At 49.8% G+C, this 19,590-nt stretch carries 16 protein-coding genes; 4 read left to right on the top strand and 12 right to left on the bottom strand.

Going from position 1 to position 19,590, the window contains the following annotated elements; genetic code table 11:
• Positions 1 to 32: 32 nt before the first annotated feature.
• Genes B3A20_RS11785 through B3A20_RS11795 form a run of 3 tightly spaced genes read right to left on the bottom strand, consistent with a single transcriptional unit; the run spans position 33 to position 2,306 of the window.
• Entirely contained in the window at positions 33 to 812 is a 780-nt protein-coding gene (locus tag B3A20_RS11785; RefSeq protein WP_290765045.1) for a glycosyltransferase family 2 protein, read from the bottom strand.
• Positions 793 to 1,872: an NAD-dependent epimerase/dehydratase family protein gene (locus B3A20_RS11790; RefSeq protein WP_290765047.1), complete on the bottom strand. Its 1,080-nt coding sequence runs from the start codon at positions 1,870 to 1,872 to the stop codon at positions 793 to 795. The genes B3A20_RS11785 and B3A20_RS11790 overlap by 20 nt, the downstream gene beginning before the upstream one ends.
• Positions 1,869 to 2,306 (bottom strand): hypothetical protein, encoded by a 438-nt coding sequence (locus B3A20_RS11795; RefSeq protein WP_290765049.1) that lies wholly within the window; start codon positions 2,304 to 2,306, stop codon positions 1,869 to 1,871. The genes B3A20_RS11790 and B3A20_RS11795 overlap by 4 nt, the downstream gene beginning before the upstream one ends.
• 175 nt (positions 2,307 to 2,481) lie before the next feature.
• Between B3A20_RS11795 and B3A20_RS11800 the strand changes: the two genes are divergently transcribed.
• The 3 genes from B3A20_RS11800 (at position 2,482) to B3A20_RS11810 (ending at position 7,782) form a co-directional block, all read left to right on the top strand.
• Positions 2,482 to 6,327: a DEAD/DEAH box helicase gene (locus tag B3A20_RS11800; RefSeq protein WP_290765051.1), complete on the top strand. Its 3,846-nt coding sequence runs from the start codon at positions 2,482 to 2,484 to the stop codon at positions 6,325 to 6,327.
• Positions 6,328 to 6,437: 110 nt separating this feature from the next.
• Positions 6,438 to 6,986 carry a pyridoxamine 5'-phosphate oxidase family protein gene (locus tag B3A20_RS11805; RefSeq protein ID WP_290765053.1) on the top strand — a complete coding sequence of 183 codons (549 nt, stop codon included), beginning with the start codon at positions 6,438 to 6,440 and terminating at the stop codon, positions 6,984 to 6,986.
• Entirely contained in the window at positions 6,970 to 7,782 is an 813-nt protein-coding gene (locus B3A20_RS11810; RefSeq protein WP_290765056.1) for a hypothetical protein, read from the top strand. The genes B3A20_RS11805 and B3A20_RS11810 overlap by 17 nt, the downstream gene beginning before the upstream one ends.
• 42 nt (positions 7,783 to 7,824) lie before the next feature.
• On the opposite strand, the gene ribF is transcribed toward B3A20_RS11810, so the two are convergent.
• From ribF to B3A20_RS11845, 7 genes are all read right to left on the bottom strand, one after another.
• Entirely contained in the window at positions 7,825 to 8,718 is an 894-nt protein-coding gene (gene ribF / locus B3A20_RS11815; protein ID WP_290765059.1) for a riboflavin biosynthesis protein RibF, read from the bottom strand.
• 15 nt (positions 8,719 to 8,733) lie between these two features.
• Complete coding sequence (locus B3A20_RS11820; RefSeq protein WP_414655239.1) at positions 8,734 to 9,693, bottom strand: tRNA pseudouridine synthase B; 960 nt, start codon at positions 9,691 to 9,693, stop codon at positions 8,734 to 8,736.
• 96 nt (positions 9,694 to 9,789) lie between these two features.
• Positions 9,790 to 10,143 carry a 30S ribosome-binding factor RbfA gene (gene rbfA, locus B3A20_RS11825; protein ID WP_290765063.1) on the bottom strand — a complete coding sequence of 118 codons (354 nt, stop codon included), beginning with the start codon at positions 10,141 to 10,143 and terminating at the stop codon, positions 9,790 to 9,792.
• A 75-nt stretch (positions 10,144 to 10,218) separates the two neighbouring features.
• A complete protein-coding gene (infB, locus tag B3A20_RS11830; protein WP_290765065.1) occupies positions 10,219 to 13,305 on the bottom strand; it encodes a translation initiation factor IF-2 in 3,087 nt (1,028 codons plus the stop codon).
• A gap of 81 nt (positions 13,306 to 13,386) precedes the next feature.
• On the bottom strand, positions 13,387 to 14,610 hold the full coding sequence (gene nusA, locus B3A20_RS11835) for a transcription termination factor NusA (RefSeq protein WP_085490843.1): 1,224 nt from the start codon (positions 14,608 to 14,610) through the stop codon (positions 13,387 to 13,389).
• 13 nt (positions 14,611 to 14,623) lie between these two features.
• Entirely contained in the window at positions 14,624 to 15,076 is a 453-nt protein-coding gene (gene rimP, locus B3A20_RS11840) for a ribosome maturation factor RimP (RefSeq protein WP_014546932.1), read from the bottom strand.
• Between the two features lie 141 nt (positions 15,077 to 15,217).
• Positions 15,218 to 17,257, bottom strand: coding sequence for a fibro-slime domain-containing protein (locus B3A20_RS11845; protein WP_290765070.1), 2,040 nt, complete (start codon positions 17,255 to 17,257; stop codon positions 15,218 to 15,220).
• Between the two features lie 186 nt (positions 17,258 to 17,443).
• Between B3A20_RS11845 and B3A20_RS11850 the strand changes: the two genes are divergently transcribed.
• Positions 17,444 to 17,653, top strand: coding sequence for a hypothetical protein (locus B3A20_RS11850; RefSeq protein ID WP_173561475.1), 210 nt, complete (start codon positions 17,444 to 17,446; stop codon positions 17,651 to 17,653).
• A gap of 90 nt (positions 17,654 to 17,743) precedes the next feature.
• On the opposite strand, the gene B3A20_RS11855 is transcribed toward B3A20_RS11850, so the two are convergent.
• Together B3A20_RS11855 and B3A20_RS11860 are read right to left on the bottom strand one after the other, a co-directional pair.
• Positions 17,744 to 18,466 carry an NUDIX domain-containing protein gene (locus tag B3A20_RS11855; protein WP_290765073.1) on the bottom strand — a complete coding sequence of 241 codons (723 nt, stop codon included), beginning with the start codon at positions 18,464 to 18,466 and terminating at the stop codon, positions 17,744 to 17,746.
• Entirely contained in the window at positions 18,463 to 19,584 is a 1,122-nt protein-coding gene (locus B3A20_RS11860; RefSeq protein ID WP_290765075.1) for a hypothetical protein, read from the bottom strand. Before B3A20_RS11860 ends, B3A20_RS11855 begins: the two co-directional genes overlap by 4 nt.
• Positions 19,585 to 19,590: the final 6 nt, after the last annotated feature.

Genomic DNA, 19,590 nt, shown 5'->3' on the forward strand with positions numbered 1-19,590 from the left:
TAGTTTTTTCTTTAATAGAACTTAGAGTATTTTCAGCGAATCACAAACTGTCTTCGCCAGATTTGGCGTAGAACGCGCATACCGTAAGTAATCACATTAAGGTTCGATTTTTCATCGGCATAACGCGTCGGAATCGGAAGTTCTGCAACAGCAAAATGGCGAGCATCGGCAATAGAAATGAGTTCCAAGTCAATATCAAACGATGGGCTCAAGCGATTCAAATCAACCGTTTTCAGGAACCGCGAGGAATAAACGATAAAGCCACTATGGCGATCCGTAAGCTTTACGCGGAACGCCCTATTTTCAAGCACAGTGAGAAACACCCCGCCGAGCCGCTTATATAAAGGCATGCCACCGCGTTTGGCCTCCCCCGCTACCGCATGGCGAGAGCCCTGCAACAAGTCGAGATTGCAGTTTTCCATTTCTTCAAAGAACTCGCCCAACTTTTCAGCTGGGTATTGGCCATCACCGTGCAAGCAAGCGATAAACGCCGCACCCGAAGCAATCCCATCGGCAAGTCCCTTTTTGACAACAGCTCCGTAGCCGTTATTTTGTTCAAACTTAAAATATTCAAAATGCGATTTGAGGTCGTGCGCATTTTCTGAATCACACGCGCATTCCGCATTTTCCGCGCAACTCGATATAAAGCGCACAAATGCCTGCGCCGTTCCATCTTGCGAACCGTCATCTATCACAAGCACATGCGCACGTGCCAAAACAGATTCCTCAATTTTGGAGAGGACTTCACCAAGAGTTTTTTCTACGTTGTACGCAGGAACAAAGATAAAATAATCAATTGAATTCGGATCCATAGTGATTTACAAACCACGTCAAGGATTCGCGAAGCACTACGTCAATCGGAGTCTTCGCCTTAAAGTGAAGCAAGCGTTCCGCCTTTTCGACAGACGGCAAGCGACGCAAGGAGTCTTCGTAACCTTCGCCGTAATATTCTACGCCAGAAACTACTTCCGGTTCAGGAATTGTATCAACACTTACGCCCTTGATTTCGGCAAAGATTTTGCGCATTTTATTGGCGAGTTCCGCAATCGTGAGTTCGTTCTCCGGATTTCCGATATTGAACGCCTGCGACATTGGCGATTTTTCCGCAACACATCCAACAGCATTCGCCGAGAGGCCCACTTCAAACAGCGCAAACATAAAATCGACCGCATCAAAGACGCTCGTGAAACTGCGCTTTGCAACACCGCCATTCACAAGCTTCAGCGGCTCGCCGCGAACAAGCGCCGACGAGAAATTAGCAAGCACACGCGGAATGCCCGAACCATCGACGCCCGGCATAAAGTCCATGTAAGGTCCGACAAAGTTGAACGGACGAACCACGGTCCACTTCAAATTCTTGAGGCCCGCGATATAACGTTCCGTCAAAAGTTTCGCAGTTGCATAGCTCCAGCGGCTCGCCGTCACCGGTCCAAAAGTAAGTTCCGATTCATCTTCAACAAGCAAGCCCGAATCCGCCGACGTGCGCCCATAAATTTCGGACGTCGAAAAATGAATCAGCCAAGAGCCAGACTTTGCACAAGCATCGGCCAACGCTGCCGGATGGTCATAATTGCTACGAATGACTTCGGGTGCTTCCGCCATGTAGCGGCTCGGCACGCAAATTGCCGCCAAATTCACGACAATCGGATATTTTGCAATTCGTTCAACGACGCTCTTATCGGCGAGGTCTGCGACCATGAACTCGCATCGTTCGTCATTCAGTCGGTGCTGGATTCTATAAAAATCCAAATCAACGCCAAAAACGCGCCACTGGGTGCGCGTCAAAATAGCGTCGAGAAGGTGACAACCAATAAAACCACCGCAACCAACAATGGCTACGGTGATGCTTTGGTCATTGAACTGAGGGATCATTCCTTGACAACAAAGAGTTCGGAGTTATTGCCCTTATTCTGGTTGTTGTACGGAATAACGCGGATAATACCAGTCAACGTCGCTTCAACACCCTTTTCGGCATCGAGCTTAACCTTTACAGTGTGGCAAGTCTTGCCATCAGCCGGACCTGTCAAATCGTAGGATTCATCAAGCAAGTCCAAGCCTGCATCGCTAGTATTCTTCTTGAACACAATGCGGTAGCCATCTTCAATAGTCGTGCCAAAGACAACATCAATCGTCTGGCCAATCTTAAACTGTTCACTAATGGTCGGGTAAGCAACCTTGACGCCGTTGGACACGGTGCAATCATAAGAGGTCTTAGACGGACCTGCCGGGGAATCATCATCGTCATCACCACCGCAAGCAAAGAAAGCAAGGGAGCTAGCCAAAATCAAAGCATGAGAAAACTTCATAAAATCCTCTTTATTTATTGATTTAATAGCAATAATATACAAATTTACACGCCTAATGCAATTAATATAAATCACATCGTGATATTGTGCAGTTTTTGACTCTGCCAAACTGTTCATTTGCTGCAGGAGCACGGTTCGTTTGTTCATTTGAGCACTTTTTGCTATATTTGGGCGCATGGATTTTGGAAGTTACGGAAAGACTTGGTGGGCAAACAAGTGGTTGAGTTCGATTCTCGCAACCGCAAGCGAGCAAACCGTTTTGCAGGGACTCAAATTTGCTGCACGTGGCCAGGTCACAAGCATAGATATCGTCGACAACCGTGTGATATCCGTGGTGAAAGGCCCGAACGGTGGCCTGCACAACAATTACATCGTCTTCCCGAAATTTTCTAAGGAATCTTCCGAAATCTTCGTGAGTTTTTTGAAGCAACAGCCCGCAGAACTTTTGGCGTTCAATAACAAGGCACTTAGCCCCTCACTTGAGCTTTTGATGAGCAAAAGCGGGCTTCAGCTTTTTGACGACCCGGCCAAAGTCAACATGGGTTGCGACTGTCGTGATGAACGCCCGTGCAAGTACCTCGTTGCCACATTTTTAAAAATTGCAGAACAGGCGGACAAGGAGCCGAACATCCTTTTCAAAATCCACGGACTCGACCTGGAATTTATCAAGGACTACAAGCCGGACGCGATGGAAATGGAAGCTCCGCCCGAAGCAAATCTCGTGAGGTCGTTCAGCAAGGCGACGAGACTCGTGGGAACTGGCGCCGAAAATGAAACCGGAAACGAAGTAGAAGTTTCAGAAAATGCCGCCGGGAATGGCAAAGGAGAAAGCGCCGGGGATAGCGATGAACGCGAGGCCCAAAATGTCGCCGAACTTTCTCATGCAGAAGACGCGAGCGCAAGTTTATTTGGTGGGTATAAAGGCTCGGGCCGCGAATCGCAAAACAGCATCCCGCCCAAGCAACTGCCGACATTCGATTTCAAGAGCTGGAAAGACTACTCGCACATTCTGCCCGCGATGTTGCAAAACTTCCCCAAGTTCTGCCCCGCCGGGAACTTCCGCAAGAGCTTTACAGACGAACTAGAATCGTGCCACAAGTTCTTTACCGACTTCGATAATTTCGATGCTTTCTCGGAACAGTTCCGCGTGAACAATGCGAAGACGTTCCTGATGGAAAACGAGCAACTGCGACTGTTCCACAAGCCCGGATGGCATTGGAATTTTGAGCAGTCCATGGCAGGCAAAATCATCAACAGCAACCTTACCGTCACAAACGTGATGGGAGCGCTTTGCTGCCTCAGCGCCGGGAATTTTTCGTGGCATCACTACTCCGTGCGTTACTTGCACTTGATGTTGCAAGTGGCTTTTTACCTTGTGCGCACCGGAGCCATTTATCCGCAAGTTTTTTGGGTCGGGAAAGACGTGGCGCAGATGCGCTGGCTCCCCGCCGAAATGCTTCCCGAGATTCTCTACATTGTTGCCGATCTCGAAGTCACCGCCCCGCGAGAACTCGCGTGGACAAGCAAAGAAGAATCCTTCTTCGAAATCGCGGAACCCGCCGAGCACATTCTTTCGCTGTTCATCTCGCAGCTCTTGAAATTTGCACGCAAATACAAGACGCCGCTCAAGACGAATCACGGCAACTTACTTTCATTCTTTTTCGATAGCGTTTCAGGGAAGCTCGCGAACAATGCACACGCCATTCCTGGGAAAATCCAGCAATGGCTCTCGGTGTATTCTTGCCTTGGTTGCCGCACGCAGATTCTCTTTGTCTGTAGCGAAATGGACGAAGATGTAGCGCTGGACGTTTTTGTACTTGACGAAGATGCTGCGAGTGCCGCCGGAAATATCGCAAGACGCACGCCACTTTCGGAACTATTCGAAAACAACGACTCGCGACTGCTCTCGATTATGAGCGTTTTGAATGGCATTGCCGATGGATTCAAGCCACTCGACGCCTATTTGGAACGCCGTGCGAGCGAACCGATTCTGATGCGAGGCGCCGAACTCCTCGACTTTTTGCAGGATTGCCTCAAAAAACTCCAACTGTTCGGCATCCAAACAGAAATTCCAAAGAATTTGTTGAACATCGGAAAACCGAAACCCAAGATGCGCTTGCAAGGCAGCATGAGCTTTGGTGCATTTACTGCTGGCGACCTGCTTGACTTCGATTGGGAAATCGCCATCGGAGACGAAAATATTTCAGCAAAGGAATTCTTGGAACTCGCCGAACAAGCGGACGGACTTTTAAAATACAAGTCCAGTTACGTGCAAATTACCGAACAGGATTTGCAATCCATCCGCGATAAAATAGAAGGCAAGTCTGGCGAGTCTGCGAAAAACGGCAAAGACAAAAAGGTTGCCGGAGAAGCGGAAGGAACCGACGAAATCCTCGAAGAAGATTCCGTTCCAGAAATCACGCAAGCCAAACTCGTACAAGCTTGCTTCACCGGCGAATGCGACAACATTCCGGTTGAAATGGCGAGCGATTTCAAGCAACAGTTCGACGCCTGGCGTGCCGAAACGGACATTCCGTTGCCCGAGAATCTGAACGCGACACTCCGCCCCTATCAAATGCGCGGCTACTCCTGGATGTACAAGAATCTGGAAATCGGGTTCGGTTGCATTCTCGCCGATGACATGGGCCTCGGCAAGACGCTACAAGTCATCACGTTCCTCCTCAAGATGAAGCAGGAAGGCAAATTCGCGGAGAAAAAAGCCATCGTCGTAATGCCCGCCGGCCTCCTTTGCAACTGGCAAGTCGAAATCAAAAAATTCGCACCGGAACTCACGTTCTTTGCGTACCACGGAGGCCGCCGCGATCTGCAAAAGTTCAATGCCGATGTGTTGCTTACCACGTACGCCACGTTCCGCAAGGACTTTGCCGAACTCGACAAACACGAATGGCAAACGATTATCATCGACGAAGCACAAAACATCAAAAACGCCGATAGCGAACAGAGTAAATTGCTCCGCCGCATGCGCGCCCCGATGAAAATCGCGATGAGCGGCACTCCAGTCGAAAACCGCCTCATGGAATTCTGGACCATCATGGATTTTGCGAACCACGGATTTTTTCCAAGCGCAAGTGAATTCCGCGAAAAGTTCGAAACGCCGATTCAAAAGAACGGCAATCAAGTCGTTGCCGAAACATTCCGCAAAATCACGGCACCGTTCATGTTGCGTCGCCTCAAGACCGACAAGAGCATCATCAGCGACTTGCCCGACAAAATCATCCAGGACGAATACGCCGAACTCACGCGCTCACAAGCCGCCCTTTATCAAAAAACGCTCGAACACTTTATGCAAGAGCTTGAGATGGAGCAAGCCCTCAGCGAAAAGGCAAACGACGCCCACGCACTCTTCAAGCGTAAAGGCATCATTTTGCAGATGATTCTTGCGCTCAAGCAAATCTGCAACCACCCCGCCACATTCCTCAAGGGGTTAGACGACAACGCCGCGTCCCAAAAGTCCAGCAAACTCGAATCCGGCAAGATGCAAATGCTCCTGGACCTCCTCACATCCATCCAAGAGCAAGGCGAAAAGACGCTCATCTTCACGCAATTTGCCGAAATGGGGCACCTGCTAAAAGCCACCATCGAAAGCGAACTCGGCCTCCGTACGCATTTCTACCACGGCGGTTGCACACAAACGCAGCGTTCCGAAATGATCCAGGATTTCCAAGAAAATCCAGACTGCAAAGTACTCATCCTCTCGCTCAAGGCAGGAGGCACCGGCCTCAATCTCGTCGCAGCCTCGCAAGTCATCCATTACGATTTGTGGTGGAACCCCGCCATCGAAGCGCAAGCCACCGACCGCGCCTTCCGTATCGGCCAAAAGCGCAACGTCCAAGTCCACCGCTTTATCACCAAAGGCACCTTCGAAGAGAAAATCAATGCGCTCCTCGAAACCAAAAAAGCCATCGCCAACTTGACCGTGAACGCCGGCGAAACATGGCTCGCCGACATGGACGACAAGCAACTCGCCGAAGTCTTCTGCCTGGACAACACGATTGTGTAATTTTTGAGACTTTTAAAAATTCGTGATGCCGCAAATTGCGACTTCACGAATTACACACCCTTTGAAAGATTATATTTTAATTCAAACAGCGTAAAAAAAGTTGAGGTAACATGCGGCGCAAGGACAGAGAAGTTTTAGGCGACGAAAACATCGCAAAGATTATTGAGCAATGCACGACTTGCCATGTTGCAATGACAGATGATGCAGATGCAAGCATGCCTTACGTGATTCCGCTGTCATTCGGATACAGCCTTAACAGCGGCGTTCTAGAGCTGTATTTCCATTGCGCTCATGTCGGCAAGAAACTCGACTGCATCCGCAAAAATCCGAATGTCGCATTCAGCATGTGCGTCGAAAACCGCATCGAAATTCACGAAGAAGCCTATTGCAAAAGCGGGCGCTTTTACGCAAGTGTCGTCGGACAAGGCAAGGCCGAAATCGTCGAAGACGTGACTGAAAAATGCCGCGGAATCTCGCTCCTAATGAAACGACAAGTTGCGGGAACGCCACAATCCCCAGATTCCGCGCATTCCTCGCAATCAGCGATCCCGCACAAATTCGAATTCACACCCGCGCAGGCCGCCACCGTAACAGTGTTCAAAATTACGAGCACCAACTTTACCGGAAAAGCGAAAAACGATTATGCTCAAAAGTGTTAGAAAGATACTGGCGTTAGCCTTGGCATGTTCTGCCCTCTGCTGGGCGGAAGAACAAATGCTAAATCTATCCCTGCAAATCACGAAGAACTATATGGTCATCGGTGCATTCGGAGGTTTTTCAAAAAATTTTTATTACAGAGCCGCACACGACTTATATGAGAGCCGCTACATTTCGCTTCACAAGGAATACGAAGATGATGCCGGACGTATCGTATGGGCACTTTACTCCGAAAAGAACGGCATGCTGGATAGCGTGATTGTCGATGAGAACAACAATATCTATTCAGCCGTTGGCCAAGGCGAAGGCGGGATATGGCCGCCCCATCTGAAGCACAAGCTTACACAGCACAGGGACGATAAAGTCGCCGTTGCCCCTTTATCCATATTCGATGAAGTTTTTAGAGACCTGCTTAAATACCGTCATGCACCAAGTTATGCACCGAAATATGACACAAATGATATTGTCATTGTTTTGGACCCAGATAAAATTGCAGAACCGAATGATAATAGAGAAAACTTCTTGAAGAAACTTCAATCCTATAAGCCGCTAATACAGATGATAAAAGATGCAGGGTTTACCTACATCGCCATCGCTATTACAACACATAACATTAAAGAAACTGGACTTGACTATGGTGATATCGCGATTTTGGTCCAGGATATGTACAAGACATTGGGACTGGAAACTCCACCAAAACGGGAAGGACAAAGTAAGCTCCTTCTACGCTCAACAGACAAGAAAAAGCTCGAGGAAATCGAGAAAGCATATCAAGAAATGAAAAAAGCAAAAAAATAATTCAGCCGCAATAGTTTTCGGAATTAGAATCTATTCCTTACCCTACTCCGCCCAATGGTTTCCGTTGTAATTCTTGGCGGTGTCGGCGTCCATGCCAATCTGGCGGACCAAATCTTCGATGCTTGCGAACTTCTTTTCAGGGCGCAAAAAGGCGAGCAAGTCCAGCGCTAAGTGCTGGCCGTAAATGTCTTCGCTAAAGTCGAGCAGATACGCTTCGACCGCAAGGTTATGCGTTCCGGGCGTTGTCGGTTGCGTTCCAATGTTCACAACAGAGCGATAAATGCGACCGTCCGAGAGTCTTGCACTGGCGACATACACGCCACCTCTCGGCAAGAACTTGTACTGTTCCATTTGCACATTTGCCGTCGGAAATCCAATCGTATGACCAAGGCGCTTGCCGACCACAACCGTTCCGGACAAGCGATACGGGCGCCCCAGATAAGTCTGCGCGCGGTCCACATCGCCGTTCAAAAGCGCATTGCGCACTGCAGAAGAGCTCACGCGTTCGCCCTTGTGCAAAACCATTGAAAGCATCTGCGTCGAGAGTTCCGGGAACGCAGCGGTAATCGTCTCGTAATTGCCCTTGCCGCCAGCGCCAAAGCAATGGTCATGGCCAAAGAACATCGAAACGACTTCGCGCTTTTCAATCAGTTCCGTGCGGACAAATTTATCAAACGGGAGTTTTGCCAATTCGTGCGTGAACGGCAAAACCAAAAATTCGAGGCCAAAGCTTTCGATAAATTCGCGTTTTTCTTCGGTCGTCGTGAGGAGCAACGGATCACCCGGCCCACGCAAGACGTAATTGGAATGCGGTTCAAAGCTGATGACTGTCGGCTGCAAATGGTTCACTTCGGCAACCGCCTTGAGCGTGCGAAAAAGCGCCTGATGCCCCAAATGGCATCCATCAAAATTACCCATTGTCACAGCGCGTTTCATCCAATCATCACCTTTTTAATCATCACCTAAAAAGAACTTGGGGCAAATGCGGCCCGGGTCATAAACGCCAAGCCCAATCACAGCGCCATCTTTATCGGCGGTAAAGACAAACTTTTCCGCCCCTGGCGTCGTGCTTAAATTTTCAACAGGAGTGCGCCACGGCACCCAATTTCCTAAACGAATCGCTTTCACCTGGTCGTCATTCAAGCGGACAACCGGGAAATCAAGCACCTGGTCTACAGGGAGCAAATGTTCCGGCGTAAGGGCGTCCCCACGAACAGCGCGATCCACAGTCACATCACCAATGCGGTGGCGACGGATCATAGAGACGCAACCGCACGTTCCAAGCGCACGAGCCAAATCTCGACCGAGCGAACGGATGTACGTTCCCTTGCTACAGTTGCATTCCAAATCAAACGTGGCAAAGCTCTTGCCGGTACAGCCTTCCGTCACAAGCCCCTCGCCCACAACTTTGAGCGATTCGATATGGATGCGGCGAGGCTTGAGTTCCACATCACGACCACGATTCGCCAAGTCGCTAGCGCGATGACCGTTAATTTTCACGGCACAGTAATTCGGCGGAACCTGGTCAATGTCGCCAATGAACTGCGGCAAAACCGCTTCGAGGTCCGCACGCGTCACCGATGGCACTCCGCACTGGATCCTATCGCCTTCGGCTCCAGGATGACAACTACTCTCGTCTCTAGTCTTTGGACTTTCGCTTTGCTCAAGTCCCAAATGCTGGGCTCGGTCATATCCATGCAAGCATGGCTGCGACTCTCGCCCCACGCATTTGTCGTCTACCTTAACCACTTCCCCGTCCCATTCCAGGGTATCGGTTTCATAGCCAAGGTGGAGGCGGAACGTATAGCACTTGTCCTTCGCCTCGATGTAAGGCAAAAGGCGCGTTGCACGACCCGTAGCGGCAATAATGAGCCCGCTTGCACGCAAATCAAGCGTACCCGCATGGCCCACACGTTTAGTACAAAAGACCCTTTTCAGAGGGAAAAGGGCCTTAAAAGATGTTTCACCTGCAATTTTGTCCAAAAGGACGAAGCCGGAAGAGGACAATTAAAGTTCCCCTTTCTGCTTCAGTTCTGCAAGGATATCTTCAATGTGCATGGCATGTTCGAGATTTTCGTCAAGAACGAACTTGAGCTCCGGAACCTTGAAAATTTTCAAAGCCTTGCCCAAGACGCCACGGATAAAGCCGGCGGAATTGTTGAGTCCGACAAGCGTATCGCGCTTTTCTTTATCGGAACCCATCACCGAGACGAGGGCCTTTGCATAGCTCAGGTCTTCGGTAATGTCCACACGGGTAATGCTCGCGAGAGTGCTCACGCGCGGATCCTTCAAGCCCTTCTGGATGAGCTTGGAGATCTCTTCGCGGAACTGCTCGCCTAATCTATCGGTTCTTCTAGTCATTTTCGCCTTCGGCGTAGTTGGCAGAACTTAGTTGGTAGAACTTAGAAAGATAATCTAAGCTCTAAGTTCTAAGTTCTAATTACTTTCCTTCGCTGCGGCAGCTTCTTCAGCAGCCTTCTTTGCCTTTTCTTCAGCTTCTTCGCGGGCAACGTCTTCCAACGTACGGGCGACCTTGACTTCCTTGAAGAAGATGAGGCTATCGCCTTCCTTGATATCGTCGTAACCCTTGAGGCCGATACCGCATTCAAAGCCACGAGCAACAGACTTGACGTCGTCCTTCATGCGCTTCAAGGACTGGACCACGGTCGTACCGAGTTCGATACCGTTGCGGTAAACGCGGACATGGCTCGTGCGGTCGACTTCGCCGTCGGTAACCATACAGCCAGCGATGAGACCAACCTTCGGGACCTTGAACACCTGGCGGATTTCGGCTTCGCCAACGAGTTCTTCGCGCATGATCGGCTTGAGGAGGCCTTCCACAGCGTTCTTGATATCTTCAATGCAGTCGTAAATCACGCGGTAGTTGCGGATTTCGATGCCTTCCTTCTGGGCCATTTCGCGGACAGCGAGAGACGGCATCAAGTGGAAGGAAATAATGATTGCCTGTGCGGTCGTTGCAAACAGGATATCGGATTCCGTAATCGTACCCACACCCTTGCGGATGATGTTGACGCGGACTTCCTTGTTGGTAAGCTTTTCGAGGGAAGCGGCCAAAGCTTCTGCAGAACCACCCACGTCGGCCTTGACGATGAGGTTGAGTTCGGAGAGCGTACCTTCCTTCTTTGCATTGAAGGAGTTTTCGAGAGAGACCGTCTTACGGGCGCGGAGATCGCGTTCACGAGCGGCCATACGGCGCTTGGAAGCAATTTCACGTGCGGTCTTTTCGTCTTCCACCACGACAAGTTCGTCACCAGCCTGCGGAGTACCGTCAAAGCCGAGCACCTGGCACGGAGCAGACGGAGGAGCTTCCTTCATCTGTTCACCGCGTTCGTTAAACATGGCACGGACACGGCCAGCGTAGATACCGCAAACAAACGGGTCACCCACATGGAGCGTACCGTTCTGCACGAGGATCGTAGCCATGGAACCCTTACCCACGTCGAGCTTGGATTCAACGACAGCGCCACGGGCGTGCGTATCCGGATTAGCCTTAAGTTCAAGAATTTCAGCTTCGAGAGCGAGCGTTTCGAGGAGGACATCCATGCCCTGACCCGTACGTGCAGAAACTTCGATACAGCTGGTCTGACCACCCCACTGTTCGACTTCCACACCGCGTTCTGCGAGCTGGGCGCGAATCTTGTCCGGGTTTGCGGTCGGAAGGTCCATCTTCGTAATGGCGACGACCATCGGCACATTTTCGCGCTTGGCAAGTTCAATACATTCAACCGTCTGCGGCATCACCATGGAGTCAGCAGCCACGACGAGAACGATAACGTCAGTCACCTGGGAACCACGAGCACGCATAGCACTGAAGGCTTCGTGACCCGGAGTATCGAGGAAGGTAACCTTGCCCTGCTTGGTGGTGACTTCGTATGCACCGATGTGCTGCGTAATGCCACCCGATTCGCCGGACACCACGTGAGTCTTACGAATCCAGTCGAGGAGAGAGGTCTTACCATGGTCAACGTGGCCCATGACGGTAACCACCGGATGACGCGGCTGGAGATTTTCCTGGGATTCTTCCTCGATGCCGAGAGCTTCTTCTTCGTATTCTTCCATCAGCTGAGCTTCGTAACCGAATTCATCAGCCAAAATCTGGATCGTTTCGAAATCAAGGCGAGCGTTGATGGTCACCATCATGCCCATTTCCATGCACTTTGCAATGACGCGTGCCGGCATCTGGTCCATGAGGCCTGCGAGTTCGCCCACGGTAATGAAGTCCGAAGTCTTGAGAATCTTCTTTTCTTCACCCGTATTGTTTTCGGAGTGATCCTTGTGATAAACTTTCTTGACCGGGTTCTTGGAAAGCGAGGCCATCACGCGGGAGACATTCTGACGAACGGCTTCCTGCTGCTGTTCCCTCTGCATTTCCTGGCGGTCTTTAGTATTGCTGCGGCGGTTCTTGTCATTGGCATGGCGACCGTTCTGGCCCTTGCCATTGCCCTTACCGTTCTGGTTGTTCTGACCGAGAGACTGGTTATTGTTGTTGGAAGCGTTGAAGGCTTCCTGCATGGAACCGCTGGAGAATCCACCGTTACGACCGGTATAGCCGCGGCTACTGCTGCTAGCGTTACCGCCGTTCGGGCGACGATTATTGTTGTTATTGTTGCGGTTATCGTTACCGCCATTGCCGTTGTTCGAGAGACGGCCAAACGTACCCGTGTAACCCTGGCCATTGCCGCCATTGCGGTTTCCACCATTCGGACGGTGGTTGTTGCGAGCGGCCTGAGCCTGCTGGCGGGACTTTTCGATACGTGCAAGGATTGCGGCATCGGGCTTGAAGACCTGTGCCTTCATCGGCGGCTGCTTGAGTTCCGTCGTAGCAGACATCATCGTCGGCTGCGGAGCTGCGGGCTTCACTGCCGGAGCGGCAGGCTTTGCAGCCGGAGCAGGAGCAGCGGGCTTCGGAGCAGCTTGTGCAGGCGCCGGGGCGGCAGGCTTTGCCTGAGGTGCCGGGGCCTGTGCGGGAGCAGCGGGCTTAACAGCCGGAGCAGCAGGTGCTGCGGCCGGTGCGGGAGCAGGTGCTGCCGGCTTCGGGGCCGGAGCGGCAGGAGCCACTTGAGCCGGAGCAGGTGCGGCTGGCTTCGGTGCAACTTGTGCCGGGGCCGGGGCGGCCGGTTTTACGGCGGCCGGAGCTGCAGTTTTTGCAACCGAAGGCTTCACATCCTGTTTAGCGGCAGGCTTCGGAGCCTCCTTGCGGGGACCCGGGCCTTTCTTGAGGCTCACCTTCAAGCCAAGTCTGTTCGTCGCAACCGACGTTTCCTTCTTCTTTGCAGGAGCGGAAGCGGAAGAATCAGATTCAGAAGTAGCGGGCCTCTTGAGATTCTTGTTGCGGGCATCCTGCTTCTGTTTTTCGGCAGCGGCAGCATCCTCGATTTTAGCAAAGTCTGCCATATCCAATTTGGACATATGGGTACGAACTGCAACGCCTGCATCGCGAAGCAGCTTCATCACCACATCAACCTTCAATCCATGAGCATCTGCCCAATCCTTAGGTTTCATTTGAGATTCATTCGTCATGAATAGCCTATTCAATTCCTTTTCTTATTCTTCCGTTAAACTATTTGCCCTGCGCAAAAGTTTTTAAGCGTTCACGTCCTTCTTGACAGCTGCGGCCTTTGCCTTTCTGTCTTCGTCCATACGCTTCGCTCTCATTCTTCTTTCATCCTCATAGTTCGGAGCGAGGATGTTGTTCTTGGCTTCTTCGTCCATCTGAGACCATTCCTGTTCTCCATGAACATCGAGCTTGCGATCCACCAAACGACCGGCAAGTTCCACGTTCTGGCCACCCTTACCGATAGCCTGAGCGAGGTTTTCGTCATCCACGATGATCACGATACGGTCCGTATCCGGAACCGGGAACATCTTGAGGACTGATGCCGGAGCCAAGGAACGCTGAACGAACACATCAAAGTTTTCGTCCCAGTGAACGATATCGATACGTTCGTTGCCGAGTTCGCGGACAATCGTCTGCACGCGAGCACCCTTCATGCCGACGCAAGCGCCAACCGGGTCAATCTTTTCATCGCGAGAGTAAACAGCGATCTTTGCACGACGATTCTTGGAGTCACGGGCAACAGCCTTGATTTCGACAGTGCCTTCGTAGATTTCCGGAACTTCCTGACGGAGCAAAGCCTTGAGGAAGTCAGCGTTGGATCTAGACAAAATAACCTGAGCACCGCTCTTCGTAGATTCTTCCACGCGTGCAATCACAGCCTTCACAGAAGCGCCCTGAGTCAAGCGTTCGTGCGGGATCTGTTCGCGAGCCGGGAGTTCAGCTTCAATCTTGTTGCCAAGGTCAACAATAACGTTACGTTGTTCCAAACGAAGTACCGTACCGTTGATAATCGTACCGATGCGGCTGCGGTAAATGTCCATGATGCGCTGGCATTCAGCACTGCGGATGTGCTGGGTCAAGAGCTGCTTTGCAGTCTGGATTGCCTGACGACCAAAGGAGGAGGTCGGGAGTTCCATATAAAGGCTGTCGCCTGCCTGAGCATCTTCGTTGAAGTCGCGAGCTTCATCGACGAGCATGTAGCCTTCGTCCATTTCAGCCACTTCGTCGGCAGTCATGTTCGGGTCGTAGTCCGGATAGTCATCGACAACTTCGACATTCAAGAACACATGGACTTCGTTTGTTTCCATGTCGATATCGACGTTGATTTTCTTTTCGATGTGCAGATACTTGCGGGCCGCAGAAATAAGAGCCTTCTTGAGGGCGTCCAAAATCACGGAATCATCGACACTCTTGTCTTCAACGACTTCCTTGAGTACGTCGAGCAAGTTTACTTTCGGTTCGTTCTTCATATAGTTGACCTTCCTATTTAATTTCTACTTCGACCTTGGCCGAAAGCACTTCGGACCGCGGTATGACGATTTCGCCGGCATTGCCCTTGAGCTTGAGCGTCAGATTTTCTTCGTCGGCATTCAAAAGTTCACCAGTCACTGGCTTGCCCGTCGAGCGGGTCACACGGAGCAAGCGCCCCTTGTTGCGTTCAAAATCCGCCATAGACTTGAGGGGGCGGTCTATTCCCGGAGAAGAAACTTCAAGCGTATAAGCGCCCTCGATCAACTCGGGATCCAGGTCCAGCGCATCCGAAAGGAAATGACTCACGTTCGTGCAGTCATCGATAGTAACACCTTCGGGCTTGTCGATAAAGATTCGCAATGTCTTGCGTTTGCCAGCACGGAACACATCGGCTTCCACAAGCGTAACAGATGCGGACTTGCATGCATCGGCAATGAGAGAATTCAGTTTTTCTTGGGCGACCAAATAAACCTCTTACAATAAACGGCGTTCGTATTCGGGCCCGAATCCGGCTCGTTCAAGCCAAATTTGAACCCACGAACGTCAGTACATACCAAATAGAGAAATTTTTTTTGCTTTAGGCAACCGTTATTACGGACTTTGGCGTCAATAAGCGCAGTTCACACCGATCTCACCAAACTTTTCCGGTTCGGTAAAACCTTCCACACGGTTACCAGAACTTGAAGCGATATAGAAATCCATAAGCTTAGCCCAGAACATCAACTGCGCCCACTTACCTGCGGGGTAATTTCCACCATTACCTTCTTCATCAAGCGTCATGCTATACGGAACGTTAAAGGCAATACGGTCGCCATGCAAAATCCCGCCTTCGACAACATTACCATCAACATCCTTCAAAACGCCTTCAAACTGGTACATAGTCCCTTCTTCACCCTTGTTTGTCGCCCCAGAAATTCGGGACACATAGAATCCGTAAACATTGTCACCACGTAATACAACGAACGAAGGCACTTGAGAGCTGTTCATCTTAGCAACTGTGGAATCCGCCAATTCCGTATTTACATACAAGCTATTAAGAGCAAAACCAGCTTCATCTACCAATGTCGTAACCTTACGTACCATCGGCATGCCATAGCGGGAAGGTGCGGCATAAATGCTAAAGGACGATGGCAGCGACATCGAGAAATCAGAGATTTCGGTCTGGCGGTTTGCCACAAAGAAATGCAAATGATGCCAAGAATCATCAGCCCATCCCGTAGCATCAGACGCCCCATCACAATTCGTATACATAGCCAAAGGCTCTCCAACATGGCAACCATGATTATTCTTTGCAAGAGTCTGAATACTCACGCTACCTGGAGCAGGCAAGTGCGTACCGCCCAAGTCAATCACCAGAACACCATCGACAAACACCCACAAGTCACCACTACTAATAAACTTCAGTTCTTCTGGTACCGGCAACTGGTTTGATGACTTATACTGGAAAGTCGTGTAACCTTCCATAGTAAAGCCATAATTGCGCAAGTGCTGCAAGCCAAGAGTTCCATTCTTTATTGTCGCCTGTAAAGCCGCACTATGTCCGGTCCCTTCAGAATTTACAGCACGCGGGCCACCCGCATTCAGCCAGTCTGCGCAAAGCTTAGCGGTACTCTGGCCGTACAAATCCTGCTGAGTTTGAGCATACTGATACCTGTAAGGCGGGCAGAAAATAGAGAGCGACTGAGGCTCAAAAACTTCACAAGAACCCGTCAGCTGGATAGTTTCAATACAAGGTTTTGCACTCACCCATTCCCGATTCACCGGGTTCACGCTATCAAGCGGGAAGAATCCGCCATTACTGGAATTATAATTGTAAACAAAATCATTATTTTCATCAGAGGACCTCACAAGATCAAGGATCATATTGACGCGTTTGTTTACAGAAGGAACATCGGCAAACCACTGGTCAAAGTTCTTATTGTCGCAACGTTCGTTCAGCTTTTGAACGGCAACATCATACATATCAATGGTCCCATCATTGCTTGTATTCTTAAACAGCAAATAAGGATTCACCATGCCCGGTGTATAAACAACCGGATTCGCCCAGTTATTTTTACCGCCAGGACACTTTAAACCATTCACGTTATCAAGAGCATTTTTGTAGCCGCGCAAAATCTTAAGCCCAGATAGAGCGTCCACAGTCTCATAACATTCCCCGTATTCTAGGACCGGCCCCGCAGAAACCTGTTGCAAATACGATGGCAAAAAAGGATTCGCCTGCATTGGCAAGCCATCAACGCCAATTTGAGCCCCCGCCCCGAATTTTTCGAAAGCGTACATGTTACCGCATGTATTGTGGTAAGCCGCAGCCGAATACCATTCTTCATCAAAGCCAAAAGCTTTCATGGCAGCACCGGTCGCAGACCCATAGTTATAGATATCATCCAGATGCTCAACCGCTTCTTCCGAGAAGTTTTCAAAATCCGAATGGTTCTGCTGAAAATCGCGTATAACGACATCTAAATTAAGCACAGAATTTTCGGCGCTAGCCCCCTCTTTCGCAAGAGGTCTAGACCCATCCGTAGGACAGTCCGTCCTATATTGAGCGCCATCAAAATCAACAGGAGCAGGGTCACTTTCAGAGCAAGCTGCCAAACATGCCATAATCGGCACAATTAAAGCCAAATTTCTTTTATTTCTATTCATTTTTCCTCCTTACTATAGCTAGGCGATAAAAAACACACTAGCACTGAATAAAAGTTTGTTCTTAAAATAATAAAATTTTTCGCTTTATGCTATATGGCACTCCATATGGAGTGCATATAGCTCAGTTCGGTCATGCCAACAAGTAAACTTGTTGTCGCGACGCTCGCTTTATGCTATATTTAAGGCATGGCTTACGTACTTCTCATCCTTATCAGCATCGCAGGACTTGCACTCTGCGGTTTCTATCTCAAAAAGAACATTGTCCGCATCAAGGAAAAAAATAAGGACGAACCGAAAAAATACAAGCGTATCTGGAACTATGTGCCGACCGGACTTTGGTACGGCTACCTCATCCTGTTCTTCGCAGGCCTCACCATCAACAATACGATTTTCTAGTCATTAGTCATTGGTCTTTGGTCATTAGCATAGTAACTGCGGCGTAGCCGCCTAACTTCGAACTAATAACTAGAAACTAAAAACTAATAGCTAGTAATACACTTTCTGCGCTTCGAGCCAGCGTTCGTACAGGAACAAAGCAATAAAGTTCTTTCCATCGATAAACTGGTGAGCCGCTTCTTCGTAAGGCAAGACTTCCGTGCGAATCCATTCGTTCTCGTCGGTATAGGTCTGATTCTTGCCGTCCATCGCTTCGAGTTCTTCGCGCGTCACGCTACGTTCAATCGCATAAAGGCGGATGCGTTCGTCCAAAAGCCCGCAACTTCCGGCAAAGCCATCGCTTTTACCCTTGTACCAGAAGTCCATCAAATCAATAAGTTCGGAATCCTTCGCCTTGATTTGAGCCTCTTCTTCAAGTTCCGAAAGCGCCACCTTGCGGAAATCGCCCGACCAGTCGAGAATCCCTGCCGGAATTTCAAGCGAAGCCGTTTCCGAAATAGCAAATCGCGGCTGGCGCACCAAGAGTAAATAGCGTTTGCCTTCGCAATGAAGCACGACAAGCACGCCCACGGCATGGCCTCGCACAAGCACAATTCCGTGCACAGGCTTACCGTCTGGCAAAAAAGCCGTCGCATTCAGCTTGATGAACAGCGGCTCATGACGTTTGCTAAAGTAATCGACCGAAGCAAAATGCACCTTCGTAATATTGAACTTTTTCTCAGAAGCTTCAAGCCATTGTTTATAAATTTTACTTTCAAGAATAACGGGCTTATCTTCTTCGGCAATTTCAGCAGCAAAGGAATATTCAATCATTTCAACTCCGTCGAATCGGTGCGGAGCGTATCGTTTGCAACCGTCGCCGATTTCCAGATTTTATATAAACTATCTACAGAGATTTTATCTTCGGATTCAACCACAAGGCTATCCGTAGAAATGTCGTACGCCACCCAGTCCTTCTTTGTCGCAGGGCCGCAAGAACGTTCCTCTTCATTTGGCACAAAGAGTTCGCGAATAAACATCATCCGTCCGCCATAATAAAGCGCCGAATGAACAAAGCGACTTACCGTAGCACAGGTAGGGACTTCTTCCACGTAATACGTACTCGTGTGCCAAACGGTATCAGGACGCTCCATCACCTTGCCCAAAGCAGTAGAATCCAGTTCCCACTTTGCATCAAGGCAATACGTGGAATCCGAAGAAGCGCAAGCGTAACGCACTGGAACAAGGGCTGTATCACTAGTCTTCCAGGAGGTCGGATAAACAGTGTCCGCGATAACGGAATCGCACATATCTACACGCATCGTGCAATTTGCGCGAATCGTTCTCCAATGGAATATCTGCGGAGTCAGCGAATCCAAGACGCGCAAGACCGAGGGAGATTCTTTTGTCCGTAACGGCAGCGAACTAGGTTTTGCAAAAGCAGAATCGACATAAATAACGGATGTATCAAGTTCCAATTTCCCACGGCGCAACATGATGGAATCCAAAAGCGAATCCGCATCGTTCTTTACGACTATTCTCGTGATATTCGAAGAAATTCCTTCGTTCGTCAACCTCTTAAATGTCGTGTCCGGGCGAAACATCGGAGATGGGCAATCCTCCGTATTAACCTTGATATTTACCTTGGGCGAAATGACGATGGCCGAATCTTCAAAAGTATAATTCAAGTCAATTGACTTAAGCGAGCAATTCGAAAAAGACCAGATTTTTGAAAGCGTAATATAGAGCGTATCCGAAGTCAGATGAATCGCCCTACCAGAATCAAGCGTTGCGCCAAGAAAATAGCCATTACCCTCTACAGCCTGTCCATTTGGCATTACCGAAAGCGGGCCATCGCCATCCTGCGAGCACGAAGAAAATAACGCCATAAAAGACGACATCAAAATGACAAGCATGTAGACAGGAAAATTACTTGCAAAAGGACGCTTCATACGGGC

Origin of the sequence: Fibrobacter sp. UBA4297, assembly GCF_002394865.1 — a bacterium.
Taxonomy (GTDB): Bacteria; Fibrobacterota; Fibrobacteria; order Fibrobacterales; family Fibrobacteraceae; genus Fibrobacter.